Annotated in this window: 15 protein-coding genes; 4 read left to right on the top strand and 11 right to left on the bottom strand. The window is 57.2% G+C overall.

Annotated elements, in window-relative coordinates; genetic code table 11:
- Window positions 1-176: 176 nt before the first annotated feature.
- Together JWG43_RS06065 and JWG43_RS06060 are read right to left on the bottom strand one after the other, a co-directional pair.
- Window positions 177-1,013, bottom strand: coding sequence for a DUF362 domain-containing protein (locus JWG43_RS06065; protein WP_205241928.1), 837 nt, complete (start codon window positions 1,011-1,013; stop codon window positions 177-179).
- Between the two features lie 67 nt (window positions 1,014-1,080).
- A complete protein-coding gene (locus JWG43_RS06060; protein ID WP_205241927.1) occupies window positions 1,081-1,977 on the bottom strand; it encodes a DMT family transporter in 897 nt (298 codons plus the stop codon).
- A 365-nt stretch (window positions 1,978-2,342) separates the two neighbouring features.
- Between JWG43_RS06060 and JWG43_RS06055 the strand changes: the two genes are divergently transcribed.
- Complete coding sequence (locus JWG43_RS06055) at window positions 2,343-2,660, top strand: cupin domain-containing protein (RefSeq protein WP_205241926.1); 318 nt, start codon at window positions 2,343-2,345, stop codon at window positions 2,658-2,660.
- Window positions 2,661-2,974: 314 nt separating this feature from the next.
- Here the strand turns inward: JWG43_RS06055 and purL are convergent, their stop codons facing one another.
- The 3 genes from purL to JWG43_RS06040 all read right to left on the bottom strand — a co-directional run bounded on the left by purL (window position 2,975) and on the right by JWG43_RS06040 (window position 10,217).
- A complete protein-coding gene (gene purL, locus JWG43_RS06050) occupies window positions 2,975-6,775 on the bottom strand; it encodes a phosphoribosylformylglycinamidine synthase (protein ID WP_205241925.1) in 3,801 nt (1,266 codons plus the stop codon).
- A 264-nt stretch (window positions 6,776-7,039) separates the two neighbouring features.
- A complete protein-coding gene (locus tag JWG43_RS06045; RefSeq protein ID WP_205241924.1) occupies window positions 7,040-8,572 on the bottom strand; it encodes a B12-binding domain-containing radical SAM protein in 1,533 nt (510 codons plus the stop codon).
- A 55-nt stretch (window positions 8,573-8,627) separates the two neighbouring features.
- A complete protein-coding gene (locus tag JWG43_RS06040) occupies window positions 8,628-10,217 on the bottom strand; it encodes a peptide chain release factor 3 (RefSeq protein ID WP_205241923.1) in 1,590 nt (529 codons plus the stop codon).
- Window positions 10,218-10,447: 230 nt separating this feature from the next.
- On the opposite strand from JWG43_RS06040, the gene JWG43_RS06035 reads away from it, so the two are divergent.
- On the top strand, window positions 10,448-10,924 hold the full coding sequence (locus tag JWG43_RS06035) for an alpha/beta fold hydrolase (RefSeq protein WP_240193424.1): 477 nt from the start codon (window positions 10,448-10,450) through the stop codon (window positions 10,922-10,924).
- Between the two features lie 60 nt (window positions 10,925-10,984).
- Here the strand turns inward: JWG43_RS06035 and JWG43_RS06030 are convergent, their stop codons facing one another.
- The 5 genes from JWG43_RS06030 to JWG43_RS06010 all read right to left on the bottom strand — a co-directional run bounded on the left by JWG43_RS06030 (window position 10,985) and on the right by JWG43_RS06010 (window position 15,549).
- Entirely contained in the window at window positions 10,985-11,200 is a 216-nt protein-coding gene (locus JWG43_RS06030) for a hypothetical protein (RefSeq protein WP_205241922.1), read from the bottom strand.
- Between the two features lies 1 nt (window position 11,201).
- Complete coding sequence (locus tag JWG43_RS06025; RefSeq protein ID WP_205241921.1) at window positions 11,202-12,449, bottom strand: aminotransferase class I/II-fold pyridoxal phosphate-dependent enzyme; 1,248 nt, start codon at window positions 12,447-12,449, stop codon at window positions 11,202-11,204.
- Between the two features lie 483 nt (window positions 12,450-12,932).
- Complete coding sequence (locus JWG43_RS06020) at window positions 12,933-13,868, bottom strand: radical SAM protein (RefSeq protein WP_205241920.1); 936 nt, start codon at window positions 13,866-13,868, stop codon at window positions 12,933-12,935.
- 359 nt (window positions 13,869-14,227) lie between these two features.
- Window positions 14,228-14,605: a hypothetical protein gene (locus JWG43_RS06015; RefSeq protein ID WP_205241919.1), complete on the bottom strand. Its 378-nt coding sequence runs from the start codon at window positions 14,603-14,605 to the stop codon at window positions 14,228-14,230.
- Complete coding sequence (locus JWG43_RS06010) at window positions 14,602-15,549, bottom strand: DMT family transporter (RefSeq protein WP_240193423.1); 948 nt, start codon at window positions 15,547-15,549, stop codon at window positions 14,602-14,604. Before JWG43_RS06010 ends, JWG43_RS06015 begins: the two co-directional genes overlap by 4 nt.
- A 273-nt stretch (window positions 15,550-15,822) precedes the next feature.
- Between JWG43_RS06010 and JWG43_RS06005 the strand changes: the two genes are divergently transcribed.
- Together JWG43_RS06005 and JWG43_RS06000 are read left to right on the top strand one after the other, a co-directional pair.
- Window positions 15,823-16,218, top strand: coding sequence for a pyridoxamine 5'-phosphate oxidase family protein (locus JWG43_RS06005; RefSeq protein WP_205241918.1), 396 nt, complete (start codon window positions 15,823-15,825; stop codon window positions 16,216-16,218).
- 471 nt (window positions 16,219-16,689) lie between these two features.
- Entirely contained in the window at window positions 16,690-17,931 is a 1,242-nt protein-coding gene (locus JWG43_RS06000) for an L-lactate MFS transporter (RefSeq protein WP_205241917.1), read from the top strand.
- A 251-nt stretch (window positions 17,932-18,182) separates the two neighbouring features.
- Here the strand turns inward: JWG43_RS06000 and JWG43_RS05995 are convergent, their stop codons facing one another.
- Window positions 18,183-18,986, bottom strand: coding sequence for a protein phosphatase 2C domain-containing protein (locus JWG43_RS05995; protein WP_205241916.1), 804 nt, complete (start codon window positions 18,984-18,986; stop codon window positions 18,183-18,185).
- Between the last annotated feature and the right edge of the window lie 54 nt (window positions 18,987-19,040).

The following is a 19,040-nucleotide window of genomic DNA, read 5'->3' as shown; positions in this document are numbered from 1 at the left end:
CTGAATCCGTGAGCGGATGCCCCGAAGGGAGGCTGGTGAAACGTATTTTTCAAGGGGTTTGCTGTAATTATGATATGATTACAGTAAGATATATTAAAAATAAGCGTGGCGCCCAGCCGTCAGGGATTGAGGAGAAGAACAGTCTATCGGTCTGTACCACTTTTAACGTGTATTCCCTATGAGCTGTGACGGCCGTTTGAAAAAGAGGCCCCTGCCTCCTCCTCTGCCTTGCCCAGAAGCCCATGGGCCATACGGATATGGGGGATATCCCGCCAGGAGAGGCCAAGAAGAGCGGCACCCAGGGCATCCACCCGGACCGGATCAAAGCCGGCGACAAGTCGGTTGACCGCTGGATCACAGGTTCTGCCGCCAAGATGGTATTCGGCCATCCCCACGGTAGCATCGATCAGGGAAAGATCCGGGGCCCGATACAGGTTCAATTCAAGGATCGATCGGTGCATCTGGTTATGAAAGAATGATTTTTTCCAACTCCCTTTTTGCCGGTAGTATTGAGGCGGTGCCAGACCCAGCATGTTTTTCATGGTCAGGGTGACACCCGCCAGGGAGTGTCTCTTGAGGACCGGTACGGAAATGAGTGCGCCCTTGAGGGCAATTTTCGGCAGGTAGATGGTCGGCAGGACTCTACAGTGCGGATTTTTCAGCATGGTCACGGGCTCGTGATTGAGATCGACCAGCTCGACATCAAGTTCACGGGCAAGTTCGGTAAACCCCAGTCGGGTGAAGATTTCCCCTGTCTCCAACCGGGCATCGCCGCATCCCTCGGCAATGATCACCCGGGCCCGGGAGTTGGCGCGGATATACGCCACCAGGGCGCGGATCATCTCCGGTGAGGTGGTGACTGGAAAGGGGGTACTGTTCACCAGATTCGGTTTGATGAGGATCTGTTCGCTTGCGCATAAAAAAGGACCGGCACCCAGACGATCCAGGCAGGTGGCAACCGAGTCGTGGTAGTTGACAAACCGTTCAACGATAGCGATTGGCTTTTGGTTCATTGGGGTCATTCCTCTGGCTGAGTGGGCTGAAATATTGTCCTGAATCCGTGCGCGCTCGTCCGTGTGCTTAAGGCTTCTGTTCGACATGCTTGCCCCACAGTTCCTGCGAGACGATGGACCCGACAATGAAAAGAAGGCCGACAAAGGTGGTGATATGAATTTGTTCACCGATAATCAGCCGGAGCAGGAGGAGCGAGAAAAAAGGGGTGAGGTAGATTAGATTTCCCACCCGGGCAGCAGTGGTGGCGAGTTGCAGGGCATGGAGCCAGAGGACAAAGGTCAGGCCCATTTCAAAAAGACCGATATAGATGAGAACCGGCCAGGCCGCGGCCGGCGGCCAGACAATGCCGCCGAACAACGGGCTGCACAGCAGAGTGCACAACAACCCGGAGCAGAAGCCCAGGAAGAGCTTCAGGACCGGGTCAAGGCCATCTCTGGCATTGAACAGCCAGAAGGAAGCCCAGATCAGGGTGGAACCGGCGGCCAATATCAGTCCCAAGGGGTTGAAATCACCAAAGTGGATGAATTGTCCCTGGGTGGCGATGATGATGGCCCCGAAAAAACTGACCGCCACCGCAATCAGCTGGCCACGGTTCAGGGATTGACCGAGGATGGGAACCGAGAGCAGGGTCAGGACCAGGGGCCAGGCGTAGTTGAGCGACATGGCGACCTGGCCGGGAAGACGGGCGTAGGCGGCGAACAGGACCACATAATAGAGAAAGGGATTGAGGATCCCGAGCAGCAGGGCTTTGCCCAGCACCGGGCCCGAGACATCCCAGAGCGAGCCCAGCTTGCCCTGGAGCACAAGAATGAGCAGCAGGACCAGGGTGGAGGTCGCCACTGAATAGATCAGCAGGGTGTAGGGGCTGACATGACCTAGGGCAATTTTGAAGGCTGAGGCCGCTGTCGACCAGAAAAGAATGGTGAGAAGCGTGAACAGGCAGGCCTTGGTGTGCCGGGACATGGAAACAATCCTGGGAAGATCCTTCGCGAGGAGGATTCAGAGGTTGGGGAAAAGAAATGCAAAGCATAGCGATCTATTATGCAATGCAAAGGATGCTGCACGCAAACATTCGTCGGGTGCGGGAAATGTTTCGTATTGCGTCTTATCGGTACGTTTGGCATACTCCTGCATCCGTGAAGGCTGGACTCTTGTTTTGGATATATTTTGCTGCAATTACGCTCACGGATTCAGGGTTATGTATTGTTTGCCCCCAAGATGTATCCACCGTTGTGCCGGATCAACCGATCCGGTTAACGGAACTGGCGGGTTCCAGCCTCCTGTTTGGCGGCAGAACCGATTGCACCGCATCAAGAAGGAAGGTCGTCATGAAAAAAATCGAACTGGCTGCAACCAGGGAGTTCAATCCTCTGGGAATGAAGAGTGTCCTGCTCCATGATTCCGAACATTTCAAGATTCTCAACTTCAACCTCAAGGCCGGGGCTTTGTTTCCGGTTCATTCCCACGACCTGGACGGTCAGTTGAGCATCCTGGTGATTGAGGGAGAAGGAGCCTTTCTCGGCGACAATGAAGTCTCCATCCCGGCGAAAACCGGTGACATGCTCATCTCGGACATTCGTGAACCGCACGGTGTCAAGGCCGGCACCGACATGCGGATTGTGGTGACCATCGCCCCGCCGATTTGAGGTCAACGGTCAACGGCACCCCAGCTCGCTTGTATCCTTCCTGAATCCGTGACGGCTGGACTCTTGTTTCGGATATATCTTGCGGTAATCATCTTATAATTGCAGCGGAACCCTTGGCAATACCTTTCACCAGCCGCCCTTCGGGGCATCCGTCCGCACGCCATCTTCATTGCCCGTAACCGCCCGATAAAGTTTACTTTAATCGAACGGTCACGAACAACGAAGCTGACGCACGGACGAACGCTCACGGATTCAGGTCCTTTTATACCAATCATCAACGCCCTGGCGGACATGGTCCGTTCAGGGCGTTGTTGTTATAGTCTGCACCATTCGTAGGCGTTCTGAAACATCCGCAGCCAGGGTGTGACCGGCAATTGGTTCATTTTACCCGGCAGCCAGTGCGCCTGCCAGGGCAGAAACGTCCGCTCCGGATGTGGCATCATGGCCAGATGGCGACCATCCGGGGAACAGAGGCCGGTGAGTCCCCCCGGGGAACCGTTGGGGTTGAAGGGATAGGCTTCGGTTGGCTCGCCTGCGTCGTCGACATAGACTATTGCCGCCATCTCTTCCTTCCAGACCCGTTCGGCAATGGCCTGCTCGGGAAAAAGGAGCCGCCCTTCGCCATGATCGACATGGATGCCAAAAACCAGATCGTCCATGTCATGGAGCATAATGGCCCGGCTGGGCAGGACGCGGACCGTGGCCCAGCGTGATTCGAACCGGCCGGAGATGTTGCGGACAAAGCGGGGTTGCTGATCCGCCGCGATCCCCTGCCAGGGGACCCAGCCTAGGAGAGCAAAAAGCTGGCAGCCGTTGCAGATACCAAGCGAAAAGGTTTCCGGCCGCTCATAAAAGGTCTGGAAAAGCTCTTGCAGTCGTTCGTTGAAGAGAATGGTGGCGGCCCACCCTTTGGCGCTTTCCGGCACATCGGCATAGGAAAATCCACCCACCGCCGCCAGGCCGCGGAATGACGAGAGATCGATCCGGCCGCTGAGCAGGTCGGTCATGGTCACATCCCAGGGTTCGAATCCGGCACTGTAAAAAGCGGCGGTCATCTCCCGGTCCGAGTTGGAGCCTTCATCGCGCAGAATGGCCACCTTGGGCTTGCCATCTTGTTTGAGGATTGCAGCGGGGGTGGCCTGAGGGGTGAAATGGAGCTGATAGCTCGGGCCGGTCCGGTCGAAGATATTGTATTTTTCCGCATCGGCACAATCAGGATTGACCTGCAGCCGTTCCAGTTGATAGCTGGTTTCCTCCCACCACTGGCGGAGCAGCACCAGGGAGTCATCGAGCACCATCTCGCCGTTGTATAGGATGGTAACCGCTTTTCTCTCCGTGGTCGTACCCAGCACCGTGCAGGGCAGGCGGTCCATTTCCAGCCGTTTTTTCACCCGGGCCAGGGTCTCCCAGTTACATTCGATCACCAGGCCGAGTTCCTCGCTAAACAAAACCTCCAGAGCGGTCGCCGAACCTTGCAGGGCAAGGTTGAGGCCGCGATTGCCGGCAAAGGCCATCTCCAGGACCGTGGTTATCAGGCCGCCGTCACTGCGGTCGTGGCCGGCGAGGATGAGATCCTGGTCAATCAGTTCCTGGACAGCCAGAAAGGTCCGTTGCAGCAGAGCCGGGTCCTCCAGATCCGGGACCTCGTTGCCGATCTGGCCATGGACTTGGGCCAGAGCACTGCCCCCCAGGCGGTTTTTACCTGGTGCCAGATCAATCAACAACAGCGGTGTGCCGGATGCCTTGAGGTCCGGGGTGACTTTTTTGCGGATGTCGGCCATGGCGGCATAGGCGGAAATAACAAGTTCTCTTGGGGACTTGACTGTTTCTGGCCCCACCATGGTGGCCATGGACAGGCTGTCCTTGCCGCCGTCCACGGCCATGCCAAGGGCGATCATGGTCGCGGCCATGGCCTCGGCCGCATCCCGCAGGGCAGTGCCTTCGCCGCTGAGCTTCGGGGCCCACATCCAGTTGGCTGAACACTTGACTTGATGGAGATCATCGATCCTGGCCCAGACCAGATTGGTCAGGGCTTCCCCCACCGCCATCCGCGCCCCGGCCGCCGGACTCACCAGCATCTTGATCGGTTGCTCGCCGATGGCGGTGGCTATACCGGTGAAGCCAAAGTGGCTTTGGGCGACCACAGCGACGTCACCAACGGTCAGCTGCAGAGGGCCGCAACATTGCTGCTGGGCAATGAGGCCGGTGACGGCGCGGTCCACCTTGTTGGTCAGGAAACGTTTCGACCCCACTGACAGCAGGCGCAGCACCTGGTGCAGCGCCTCGCGCACCCCGAGATTGTCCGAGGGGACAAAGGGAGACAGGGCAGGGGTTGTCCGGGTGTCGGTGAAGGTTTTCTGGGGAATGTTTCCAAGCAGCTCAGGGAGTTCAATGTTTACCGGAGTGGAATTGTCCCATTGATCATGGACTATGAAGCGGAGGTCGCCGGTGACCTCACCAAGGATTTCACAGGCTACCTTCTCCCGGGCGCAGATGGCCTGAAAATGGTCAATGTTCTCCGGACTGATGAGAAAGCCGTTGCGTTCCTGGTATTCGGCCACATAGATCTCCAGCACCGACATGGTGGGGTCCCCCACCCGGATATTGCGGATTTCAACCCGACCACCGGCATGTTCGACCAGTTCCTTGAGGACATTGGCCGGGCCGCCGGCCCCTTGATCGTGGATGACATCGATAAGGGTCTGGTCGCCCATTTCGTTGCAGGCGCGGATGACCCGATTCATCTTTTGTTCCATTTCGGCGTCGCCGCGCTGGACCGCATCAAAATCGAGTTCCGAGACGTTTTCGCCCTGGAGCATGGAGGAGGCGGCACCGCCCCCAAAACCGACCCGATAGGCCGGACCGCCGACCTGGACAATGAGCATGCCCTTGCGGGCTTCCTTTTTTTCGGTATGGCGATCGTCGATCTGTCCGATCCCGCCAGTGAACATGATCGGCTTGAGAAATCCCCAGCGCTCACCATTGTCCAGGCGCAGGTCAAAGGAGCGGGTGAACCCCTGGATGAGAGGCTCACCGAATTTGTTGCCGTAATCCGAGGCGCCGTTGCTGGCCTCGATCTCGATGTCGAGGGCTGATGCGAGGCTGTCGGGGCGATCATAATCGTTTTCCCATGGCAGGGGATAGCCGGGGATGTGCAGGTTGGCGACACAGTAGCCGGCAGTGCCGGCAAGGACAAAACCACCTCGGCCGGTGGCCTGGACGTCACGGATGCGGCCCCCGGTGCCGGTTTCGGCGCCAGGAAACGGCGCGACGCCGGTGGGAAAATTATGGGTTTCGGCGGTCAGCAGGGGATGATAGCGGACCGAGACCTCCTTGAGCGGTGCAGGTGCGCCGGGTTCCTCGGGGTGCAGGGTGGGGATGATGTGACCCGCCACCACGCTGGAGTTGTCCTTGAAGGCGACGAGACTCCCTTTGGGGTTGGCCTCGAGGGTTGCGGTGACGACCTGGAACAGGGTCTGTTCATACTCCTGGCCATCGATCACCTGACGGCCGCGGAAAAAGCCGTGGCGGGAGTGTTCGGAGTTGGCATTGTTGAGATCCATGATCTCGACAATGGTCGGATTGCGGCCGCAGCGTTCGACAAAATAGCGATAATACAATTCCCGGTCCCACTGGTCCATGGATATACCGGGGATGTCGAGCAATCCGTCCGGCCCCTTGGTCATCAGGTCGATCTCGTAGACCGACTCCGGGACAAGACCGGTCTCGAAGCTCATCAGTGGTGCCGGATAGACACATTCGGTCATTCGGTCGTGATGGGCTGCCAGGAAGGTCTCGATGTCTTCTTCCTCGGGGATCAGATAGCGGCGGGAGCGTTCCACCCGGCTGACGCAGTCCAGGCCGATGGCCTGACAGATCGACACCAGATTCGAGGACCAGGCGGTGGCGAAGTTGAGCCGGGGGCCGACCTCGATCACCCGTTCCCCGGCAAGTCGCGGTTCCGGGGTGACGGTCTCAAGGAGAAAACCGTCGGCCAGAAGCAGCCGCAGCCGCTCCATTTCCACTGCTTCGAGCGAACGGCTGGTTTCAATGTTGAAACAGTAGGCAAAATCTGCTGTGAGCTGACGATGGAGTTGAGTAACAAGAGAAGCCATGAACAGGCATATCCTTTTGGTTCAAGGGATGGAGGGAGTCAGTGCCCGTTCAGAAACAACGGTTTTTCCCTGACTCTTTTTCGCAGCATGGTGACCCGCGCCATGTGGTAGTGTGGCAGGAAGATACAGTACAGGAACCTGATAAACCACACAGGTATAACTCCGTTGACCGGTGATAATCAGGCCGATCAAGCAGGGCAAATCTATCATGAACCGTGGTTTTTTTCCGCCCCAAAGTAGACAATTTCTCCATTCTTTTTTCCTTCAGCCGGCCGGCCAGGGAAAACAATCACTGAAAAATGCGGCATGGTTGGAGGTGAACAGGGGTGGGTCGCGGTGGAGGATGCTGCTGATTGCCGGGTGCCGGGTGAATTCCCGATCAAGAAAGGTTCGGATCGCCCGCCGGTCCCACCCCCGGGGGTGGATAAAATCCCGGTACAGGGAGAGGTCGCCCGCGGAAAACGCAGTGCCACCGACCTGGACAGCCTCCTTGCTGCCGCGCGGCATGTTGAAAATCGCCAGGTTGAGGAAAGTGATGGCCTGGTGATTGCGAAGGGTGAAAGCGAGCGTTTGTCTGGCCTCGTCAATTGACTCCGACGGGGTGCCGAAGAGCAGGTAGACATAGGTGGCGATGCCGGCCTGGTGGAGGGTATCAAGGACCCTGATCACCAGGTCCAGCTGAATGCCTTTGTTCATGGCATCAAGGACGTGCTGGCTGCCTGATTCCAGACCGAGTTTGAGCAGGGCACAGCCGGACAACCGCAAGGTCCGGCAGTAGTCCGGGTCGGCCAGCTGCTCATTGACCCGGGCAAAGCCGTACCAGGGCGCACCCGGTGGATGCTCGCCCAGGGTCTGCAACAGGGTCGGACTGAGGGCGTTGTCCAGGAGATGGATCAGCATTGGTTGCATCTGCTCGCAAAGTTGGCGCAGATGGGTCAGGGCTGTTGAGGGGCGTATCGGCCGGTAGCGATTCTGCTCGGCGGCCTCCGGACAGAAGGAGCAGCGGTTCCAGTAACAGCCCTGCGAGGCTGCGTAGGGCAGAATCGGCCCGGGGGCGAGGTAGTCAGTCAGCGGCAGATCCGCATAATCTGGCACCGGGTCTTCGCAGGCATTGTCGATGCCGAACAGTCTCAGCAGTGGGTTTTCTCCAGGGCCGGCGATGCAGTGATCAACCAGGCCGGCAAAGGGATCGTTCCAGTCCCGGCTGTTCATCCACGAGGTTATGAGACCGCCGCCAAGGACCAGGATCAGATGGGGAAAGGTGCTCCTGAGGTATCCCAACAGGGCGAAGGTGGGGAGCGCCTGGCTGAGAAAGGAGAGCGAGATGCCGATCAGTCGGTGATTTTCGCTTGCCAGCAGATCAGGAAGCCGCGCACGAAACCAGGGGGTATAGATGCTGCGCTCGAATTGTTCGGCTTCCCTGAGCAGATCGCGACTGTTGAGAGGATCGGCGCTGGAGTCCTGATAGTTGGCAAGGCTGATGCTGAGTTCAGGGCGTGAATGGACCGCTGATGCCAAAACCCGGTTGATATCGCGGACCGCTCGTTGGTATCGATCCCTGTTCCGGTAGAGGGTGAGGCTGCGCAGGGCGACGAGATGGGCGTGGCGATGGCGCAAAGCCCGGCTCGACCAGGTGTCGCCCGGGTTTTCCGCCTGGTCGAGGAGGAAGAGTAATCCTTCCAGGTTGGCGTCCAGCAGGGTGCAGGGAACTCCATGGTGGCGCAGGCTGCCGGCAAGCAGGGCGATTCCGGCGGGCGGTGCATCCGGTTTGGCCACGGGGGGAGCAATCAGCAGCATTGCCCTGCGCGCGGAAATCTGGGCAATACCTCGGGCCGCCGCGGTCCCGGATTGGTCACACCGACTCTCTGGTTGTATGGAACACGATCTCGGGAAAGAGTTCCTGGGTGTGGGCCAGTCGCCAGCTGCCTTCAGCCAGGTAGGAGAGATGGCCTTCGGCGTCCAGGGCCAGGTTGAACTGGTATTTTTTCTCGAATTCCCGCAACTGTTGCTTGTTGTCGCTGCTCACCCAGCGGGCCAGTGAATAATTGAGCGGCTCATAGGCGGCATCGACCCCGTACTCATCTTTGAGCCGGGTCATGGTGACCTCGAACTGGAGGACACCCACGGCCCCGAGGATATACTCGTTACCGACAATCGGCCGAAATACCTGGATCGCACCTTCCTCGGCCATCTGCAGCAGGCCCTTTTGCAGTTGTTTCATTTTCAGGGGATTGCGCAGGACCACCCGTCGGAAATGTTCCGGGGCAAAATTGGGAATACCGGTAAATTTGAGTTCTTCCTTGTCGGTGAAGGTATCGCCGATCTTGATGGTCCCGTGATTGTGAATGCCGATAATATCCCCGGGATAGGCCTCGTCGACATGGGCACGGCTCTGGGCCATGAAGACCGTGGCGTTGCTGAGGTTGATTTCCTTGCCCAGGCGATGGTGCATCACCTTCATGCCGCGGGTGAAGGTTCCGGAACAAATGCGGAAAAAGGCGATCCGGTCGCGGTGGGCCGGGTCCATATTGGCCTGGATTTTAAAAGTGAAACCACTGAAGGCTTCTTCCTCGGGGTGGACCATCCGGGTCAGGGTCGCTCTCGGGCCTGGAGCAGGGGAGAGTTCGACAAAGGCATCGAGCATTTCCTGGACCCCGAAGTTGTTGATGGCGCTGCCGAAAAAAACCGGTGTCTGACCCGCCTTGAGATAATACTCGTAGGCAAACGGATTGGCGGCCCCTTCGAGGAGGTCGATATCCTCACGGAGCTTATCGGCGGCATAGGCACCGAGCAGTTGCTCCAGTTTGGGATCATTGAGGTCTTTGACCACGATGGAGTCTTCGGGCCGGGTGGCCTGACTGGGGGTGAACAGGGTAATCTGCCGCCGGTGCAGATCGTAGACCCCCTTGAATCCCTTGCCCATACCGATGGGCCAGGAGAGCGGTGCGCATTCGATCTGTAGTTTGTCCTCGATGTCGGCGAGAATGTCCAGGGGCTCGAGTCCATCGCGGTCCAGTTTGTTGATGAAGGTGATAATCGGAGTGTTGCGCATCCGACAGACTTCCATCAGTTTGGTGGTCTGGGTCTCGACGCCCTTGGCGCTGTCAATGACCATCAGGGCCGAGTCCACCGCGGTAAGCACCCGATAGGTGTCTTCCGAGAAGTCCTGGTGTCCCGGGGTGTCGAGGAGATTGATCTCGTAGTCCCGGTAATTGAATTTCATCACCGAGGTGGTCACCGAAATACCGCGTTCTTTTTCGATCGCCATCCAGTCACTGGTGGCATGCACCGCTGTTTTCCGCGATTTGACCGCCCCGGCCAATTTGATCGCCCCTCCGAAAAGCAGCAGTTTTTCGGTCAGGGTGGTTTTGCCGGCATCGGGATGACTGATAATACCGAAGGTTCTGCGTTTCTCTATTTCCTTGCGTCGTTGACTGCTCACGATTTATGGTGTCCGTCTATCGTTTGTTGGGGATTGTTTGTGGATGCGGGATCCGTGGTGTTCAGGTCATGCGGTTTATTGCTGCCACCCGGTGAGCGTGTGCTGGATGGGACAGAAAAGAGAGGGGCCGAAGCTTAAAATAACCCCATACTATATCTTGAAGGGCCCGATTTGTCCAATCTTGATTCTTTTTCCGGGTCCGGAGACGATGCCAGCAAGGAGAGAAAACCATGGAGAAAAGGCTGCTTTTTTTGCACGGTCTCGATTCATCGGCCCAGGGCACCAAGGGGCGATGGTTTGCCCACCATTTTCCCGCCATGCTGCGCCGGGACTATCATGGTGACCTGGCCGCGCGTCTGGAGCAGTTGGCGGAGCAATGCCGAGGCCTCTCCCACCTGATCCTGGTAGGCTCGAGTTTTGGTGGTCTCATGGCCACCATCCACTGTAGCCGCTATCCGCAACAGTGCCACCGCCTGATATTGCTGGCCCCGGCCCTGAACTTCGCCGATTTCGTCCCTCCCGCGGTCAAAATCACCACCCCAACCCGGATCATTATCGGCAAATACGACACGGTCACGCCGCCGGACCTGGTGCTGCCCCTGGCGGAACAAACTTTTGCCGCTCCTGTCGTTACCCTGGTTGACGATGATCACATGCTGGCAACCGTCTTTCCACAGCTGAACTGGCGCGAGATGCTTGCCTGTTGAAGCCTCGGTTCGTGGTCCAGGAGAATGTTCGCCGGCGGTGGCAGCAGGGCAGCTTGCGGGTTACCGGGAGACAACGGCAACGGTCTCGGCAGCGGCCGGGGAGAGATGGTTTTTCCTGATCAGGGCCTGCATGCTCAACACCAGCATGCGACTGGACTGGGTGAAGAAGCGGTTGATCATCAGTGCTTTTGTTGCCTCATATCCCTTGATGGTTCCCTGAGCTGGCTGGTATATTGATGGACCGGCAGCAGAAAGGGGAGGCCAGCGACGATACACCTCATGCTTCCTGTCCGCTGTCCTCAAGAATAAAAATACCGGCATTGATCTCCTGGTCGATTTCCACCATGGCCCGTTTCATTTGCTTCAGAGCCTGACGGATGCGATTTTCGTTTTCCACCAGGGCCAGGCGGAGAAAGTCATTGCCTTCCTCACCGAACCCGGCCCCGGGAGCCAGGGCCACGTTGGCACGGTTCATCATCTCGACGGAAAAGCGGATTGAGCCCATACGTACGTAGGGCTCAGGGATTTTCACCCAGAGAAACATCCCGGCCTTGGGTTTCTCCACCTCCCAGCCCATGCGAACAAGGCCTTCGCACAGCACGTCCCGACGCTTCTGGTAGATGGCCACCTGTTCGACAATGATGTCGTCACAGTCACGCATGGCGACAATACCGGCCACCTGGATAGCGGAAAAAATACCGTAATCGTAATACCCCTTGATGCTGGCCAGTCCCTTGATGATCTCCGTGTTGCCGACGCAATAACCCAGCCGCCAGCCAGCCATGTTGTAGGATTTGGAGAAGGAGCCGAATTCAACGCCCACATCCATGGCCCCGGGGATCTCCAGGAAGGATGGGGCCACAAGGCCATCATAGGTGATCTGGCCGTAGGCGAAATCGTTGATGACCATGAAATTGAACCGCTTGGCCAGGGCGACGATTTCCTGGAAAAATTCTCGCGAGGCCAGGGTGCCGGTGGGATTATGGGGGTAGTTGAGCATCACCAGTTTGGGATGGGGATAGAGCGATTTGCACATTTCCCTGACCTGACGAAGAAAATCTTCCTCCGATCCCAGGGGGAAACGGAAAACACTTGCTCCGGCGATGACCGCGGCGTAGACATGGATGGGAAAGGCCGGTGAAGGCACCAGCACCGTATCACCCGGACCGAGCAGGGCCAGACAGAGATGGGAGATGCCCTCCTTGGAGCCAATGGTGCAGATGACATCGTCTTCGCCATTCAACTCGACGTCATACTTGCGCTTATAATACAGGGCGATTTCGCGCTTCAGGTTTTTCATCCCGCCGGCGGCCGGATAGCGGTGGGTTTTAGGATCCACCGCCACTTCACAGAGTTTTTCCGTCACTCTGTCCGGCGTCGGATCCATGGGGTTGCCCATGCCGAGATCGATGACATCGATGCCCTGCCACCGTTTTTCCATCTTGATTTTATTGATCATGCCGAAGAGATAGGGTGGCAGCTGGCTCATGCGGTCAGCAAAACGGATGGGGGTCTGGGTACTCATGATACTCTCCTGTCAAAGGAATAAAATGCCGGGAGCCGGAGACCGATGCTCCTGGTCTAAGAGGAGATGGTCCTGAATCCGTGACGGATGGATTCTTTGTTTGATGTAATGATATAATACGCTGAAATGTATTTATAAATATGGAGAATTTGTTTCTGAATCAACCTGTCCCCGTCGCTCTTCAGGGCGTGCAAAGGGAGTCAAACACGGGGATGCAGCTGGCTGGTTTGTCATGCTTGTGTGTTGGACGAGGGTACGTACAGGCACTCCAGATCTGTCCAGGTGCGGCTGCCTGCTCTCACCCCATTGTGCAGCCAGTTTTGGCCGGGTAAAGATGGGGTGCCTGTGATCGCTCATGTGCAAACGAGCGCGAATGGATCCAGGACGGTAGCAAACAGATTCTGGTCAATACAACCTATTCAGGCAAGGTATTGCATGCAGATACCAGAACCAGAGCCTTACGTCAAAAAAATATCTTGCATCTCATCGCTGCAGACGGCGTAACAGTCGGGAAAGGTCTGGTTGATCCAGCCGGGTCAGGCCCATTGCCCGGGCCGCCTCCAAAGCCTGTCGGTATTCGGCCCCGGTTATGGTGCGGCGTAATTCTTCAAATTGATTGGCACTGGCGCAGGGATGATACTGGCCCATGATGTTGACATAGGTATGGGCAGAGAGGCGGGTGGCGATGAAATGCAGGATCTGTTCGGTTTCCGCGATCATGTCCGGCATGAGCAGGTGACGGATCAGCAAACCGCTCCGGGCGTATCCATTCGAGTCCAAGGCCAGGTCACCGACCTGACGGTGCATGCGCACCAGGGCCTCCCTGGCCCGCTCGGGATAGTCGGGAGCATTGGCGTAGCGGGCTGCGGTTTCCGGCCGCCAGAACTTGAAGTCGGGCATGTAGATATCGATGATCCCATCCAGGAGGGTCAGGGCAACAGTACTTTCGTACCCGCTGCAGTTGTATACAAGGGGCAGGTCAAGGCCGCCTTCGATTGCCGGCGGCAAGGCAGCCAGGATCTGCGCGACCACATGGCTTGGGGTCACCAGGTTGATATTATGACAGCCCATGGCTTGGAGTTCGAGCATGATGGCCGCCAAATCAGTGGCATCAACCTCTTGGCCTGCATCACTCCCCCGGCTGATATCGTCATTCTGGCAGAAACAGCAATGCAGGCTGCAGCCGGCCAGAAATATGGTGCCGGAACCGTGGGTTCCCACCAGGGGCTGTTCTTCACCGAAATGGGGGCCATAGCTTGCTACCCGCGCCCGGAGACCGGTGGCACACAGGCCGGTCTCGCCGGCAAGGCGATTAACCCGACAACGACGGGGACAGAGGATGCATCGCCCCAGGAGGCGACGGGCGCTCTCTACCCTTCGCTCCAGTTGACCACTGGTGTGGAGTGTTTTTGCGTCCATGGGTATCTCATCAGGCTCTCGTAAGGCGACATTGAACAGGAGGTTTCGTGGGAGCCGGCGGACAGTATACCGCACAAATACCGTACCGGTATCCATCAGCAAACAGCTCTGCAGCCCTGACTCTTTGCTGCGCGGTCAAATGGACTCCTCCCAGGAGAACCTCTATCCTGGATATCAGTGTGCCTCGATGCAGCACAAAATCTCTTTTACTGGATAAAACTGGATAAAACACTTTATTTCCAGAAAGTATACCCTGAATTGTTTTCTGTCCATACAGGGTGATTATTTTATGATTTTTTGCCAATGAGAGCGCTGTTGAGGCCGCCAAACCATTTCGATCGATGTTCAGGAGTGATTTTTCATTCTTCCTCAGCCATTCCTTCCAGCAAGGCCTTGAGGCCAATGGCCTGGATCAGGGTCAGGCATTCGTCATGATGAAAGAAACCGGCCATGACCGCCATGAACTGGCTGGCGAGAAAACGGGTATCCGTGTCGCTTTCCTGTTCCAGCAGTTGATGGCAGGCGACCATGTCGTTGGTTTCCACCGCGCCCAGGAGTTCGTTAAGCCAGCTGAGCTGATCTTCTTGAAAATGGAATTCAGCCATGGCCTGGGCATACATGGACACGATGGTGGCGCGATGATCGTAGATGGTGTCCAGGTCATCGGTTGCCGCTGCCTCAAGGATGAGTTCGATCTGTTGCTGCAGTTCCTGCAATTCCTTTTGTTCTTCGCTCATGGTGGTGTTTCTCCGGATTCGTCAAGGTGATGGTTGTCGTGCCTGGGTGTTGATGCCGGGGCGGGTTGGCCACTGCCCAGCATGGCGAGGTACAGTGCTCCAAGGAGCACCAGAACCCCCAGCCAATTGATCAAGGATGTTGGTCGAGAAAAAAACAGGACATCCCAGACAAAGGTCAGGGCTGGTTGCAGCAGGAGGAGGAACCCGACCAGGGAGGCGGGAATTTTCGGCATGGCGTTGGCAATCAGGGACCAGCCAATGGTCTGGCTGAGCAGACCGAGGCCGAGGAGGGCTGCCAGGCTGGTGGTGTCAGGGATGGTGAAGGATTCACCGGCCATGACCATATACCCGCCCAGAAAAAAAGCGGTGGCCCCGGAAACCAGCATCAGGTTGAAAAAAAAGGAGGAGGAACTGGCGGCTCCTTGGAGTTTGCGGAGGATAAGAAGAAAGCCGCTGTAGCTGATCGCGGTCATCAGGCCCAGAACAAGACCGAGTCGATATGTCGGCGGCAAGGCCTGCCAATCAGTGCCGACCACAAGAAACAGGCCGCAGCCAGCGAGGGGAAGAGCCGGCAGAAAAGTGATGCGGGGCCTTTCCCCGAGGAACAAAATGCCAATGATCGCCAGGCAGAAGACCTGAAAATTTCCCAGGATGGTCGCCAGGCCCGGGCCGATGTACAGGATGCTGGCATGCCAGCAGAACAGGTCCAGAGCGAAAAAAAAGCCGCAGAGGATGGCCCAGGCCAGGTGTCGGACGCTGAGGTGCCATGGATCACCTTTGCAGAGGCAGATGGCAAGCAGAAAGAGGAAGCCGAAAAAGACCCGGTAAAAAGCGGAAGCAGTTGGTGAAACTTGGGCCAACTGCACCCAGACGCCTGAAAAAGAGATAATAAAGGCCCCAGTAAACATGAGAATCACCGGGGACATGGCTGGTCCGGATCTCATAAGGCTGTGGCTCCGGACGTCGGGCTGTGGCTGGGTGGTCCGGTCTGGCACTGTTTGCAAAGAGTGCCAGGAAGCAGGCACTGACCACGGCTGGTCGGCCGGGTGATCAGGAACGCGGATATAATCAGTGCCGCACGGGCAGCGGGAGTGACGATGGTCTTCACTGTCGTATTTTCAGCGGTTTTCGAGTATTTTGAGCATTCGATGTTTTTTGCCGGTCTTGTCCGGTAAAGATACCTGTACAATACATTGTCTCATGGAGGAAGAACTGAAATGCAACTGCAGGAGTATTTTGCCGAAACCCAGGGCACCGGAATATTGGCCACCGCCGCTGTCTCCGGGGAGGTGACGACCGCCATCTATGCCCGGCCGCATGTCATGGACGATGGCAGCCTGACCTTTATCATGCGCGAGCGCCTCACCTATGCTCACCTGAAAGAGAACGGTCATGCTAATTATATGTTTATTGAGCAGGGGCCGGGGTTCAAAGGTCTGCGCCTTTTTCTGCGCAAGCTCGATGAATCCGATGACCCTGAACTGATCGCCTCCATGACCCGCCGGCACCTCAGTCCGCAAGAGGACGTGGCCAAAGGCCCGAAACATCTGGTCCGTTTTCAGGTGGTTAAAGTGGTACCGCTGGTCGGGGATGGCCCGGCCCCTGTGGGCTGATTGGTTCGCACAGGACCGGACCGGATGGACAGACGGCACGTTGTCTTTTTTCGATACTGATTTGAATTTTCATTGTTTTTTACACGGCAGGGAGGTGCGTGCTCTTTGCCGTGCCTCTTGCCGGTTGAAGAGGACCGGTTTTCACGCCCTGCAGGTGACCAGCAATTGGTGTGCGGGACACCCTGTGGGAGCGTCGGAATGAGTCGAAGCGATCCGTTCTTGATGCACGGGGGAGAGATCGGGTCGATGGTGCTCTTCTGCCAAGAAAATGCGAGACAGGCCAAAAGCATGCGTTTTGTTGATTGACAGTGCTTTCCTTCTCCTTTATAGTCGAAACACAATAGGTAGGAGACCCTTGAAGAAGGAAAACAACCAATAATATCCAAGACAATAGGGAGGTGAAAACGTCGAGAGTCAGGAGTGCTAAGCCGTAAGCAGTTAACCTAAAATAAAAAAAGGGGGAGTGCATTAATGAGTCAAGCACAAGCTACAAGTGATGTTCCTGTCGCCACTTTACCACGTTGGGTACCTTTGTTGGGAGGTTTGCTCGGTAGTACCGCCTGCGGCCTTTTGCTCTACGCATGGAGTGTTTTCATCGCACCGTTCCAAGCTGAATTCGGTTGGACGCGCGCTGAAATTGCGCTGGCCTTTTCAATCTGCTGTTTCGTCTTTGGTTTGACCACCATTCCTTCCGGTCGCCTCAGCGACAAAATCGGTCCCCGTAAAGTCGTCCTCATGGGGTCCGTGCTCGTCCTGATAGGTTTTTGCGCTTCCGGGTTCATCAACTCCAAAATGGGCCTGTATATCACGTACGGTCTCATTTGCGGTCTCGGTGGTGGTATGATGTATCTGCCGCCCATCGCCACCGGTCCCAAATGGTGGCCGGATAGACGATCCCTTGCCACTGGTTTTTCCGTTGTCGGTCTGGGACTCGGCTCCTTTATCATGGCGCCCATTGCCACCTGGATGATTGAAAACATGGGTTGGCGTCCGGTATTCTGGTATATGGGGATTGTCATGGGTGTTCTGGGTGTTCTCTCCGCTTTCTGCCTCCAGAACCCCCCCGCCGGCTGGAAGCCCGCCGGCTATACGCCCCCCGCGCCCGCACCGGGAACCAAGGCACAGGTCGATTACACCCACGATGAAGCCAAGGCTACACCGCAGTTCTGGATGCTCTATGCCGCCTTCTTCTGCTCCTGTTTTTCCGGCCTGATGGTTGTCGGCCATCTGGCAGGTGCTGGTATTGACCGGGGCCTGGCACCCATGGCTGCAGCTGGGGCTGTCAGTGTTCTCGCTTTCTCCAATGCGGCTGTCCGGGTCGTCATCGGCGGTTTTGTCGATAAGATCGGGGTCAGACCATGCTTTATGCTGCTCTGGTCGATCCAGGTCGTCATGCTGCTGCTCATCTACCCGATGGCTGGTAACGCGACCCTGCTGTGGATCGTTGCCTTGATCTTTGGTTGGAACTATGGTGCCCAGTTCACCCTGTTCCCCTCCGCCACGCTGGCCTACTATGGGCCCACGGCGCAGGGATCCAACTACGGGCTGCTGTTCAGCTCCTTTGGTTTTGCCGGCCTGGCTGGGCCAACGGTTGGTGGCTGGCTGTACGCTGTTCAGGGGAACTACATGATCCCCTTTGCCACAGCATCCGCTGTTATGGCCATCTCGCTGCTCCTCCTCTGGCTGGCCAAGCCGCCTGCACCACGTGGCTAAGATCCCAGGATCAGCATACGCGGTCGGCACCTGAGCAGTGCCAATAACCCCGGGAAGCCCAGGCTTCCTGGGGTTTTTTTTTGAGGTGCTTGTCCCACCTCCCCTTGTTTATGGACCCTGGTTCTCCGCTCTGCAATCCAGTTGTTTTTGTCCCTCCATCGTTTCTGTTCAAGCTCAGGGTGTCCCGGCTAACCCGGGATACCCTGTCTCTGCAGGGAGAGGCGCTTGAGGTCTGGGGAGAGGGCGGCCGATCACACCTCCGCGGCTTCTATGATCAGGAGCAGCACAGTGATGTTGTCTTGCCCTCCGGCCTGATTGGCGGCGGTCACCAACTGTTCCACCATAGAATCAGCGGCGCCGTTACCGCTATGGATGATACGGGCGATATCAGTATCGCTCAACATGCCGGTCAATCCGTCGGTACAGAGCAAGAGGGCATCCCCATTGCGAAGTGGTTGCTCCTGTATGGAAGGCGCAACCACTGGTGCGGCACCGATCGCCCGGGTGATGATATGGCGCTGCGGTGAACGGGACGCTTCCTGGGCGGTCAGGGTGCCCTGATCGAGCAGTTGGTTGACCAGTGAATGGTCACTGGTTAATTGAAGAAGGTGCGTGTTCCGCCAGAGATAAACCCGGCTGTCACCTACATGGGCAATGAGTACACCGTGTGGATGGAACTGCACCATGGCCAGGGTTGTGGCCATGGTCTTGCTGACGCGGGTACTGTGTTCATGGGTACGCTTGTTGACGATGGCAATGTTTTCGTGGAGTTGGGCTATCGTCCGTGGACACGGCCCGGATTTCTGGTACTGGTTCAGGTCGGTGCTGAGCGCCTCCAGGTGGGTCAGGGCTATGGTGCTGGCGACCTCTCCTGCCTCCAATCCGCCCAGGCCATCGGCAACGGCAAAGACACCGGCGCGGGCAAGGAGCAGGTAGCTGTCTTCATTGGTTGGGCGGACACGGCCCGGATCGGTTTTTGCCGAAACCTGTACCCTGAACCCGAAGAGCTGGTGATGGGTTGCAGGGGACGTCGGCTGGGCCCTTCTATTCAACATATCAAGGAAAAGCCAAGTGGAGCGCAAGGGTTGTCGTCGGTTGCGGTCATATCC

Origin of the sequence: Desulfobulbus alkaliphilus (assembly GCF_016918545.1) — a bacterium.
GTDB lineage: Bacteria > Desulfobacterota > Desulfobulbia > Desulfobulbales > Desulfobulbaceae > Desulfobulbus > Desulfobulbus alkaliphilus.
Note: the sequence above shows the minus strand (reverse complement) of the source record. Positions and strands in the feature narration are given on the sequence as shown.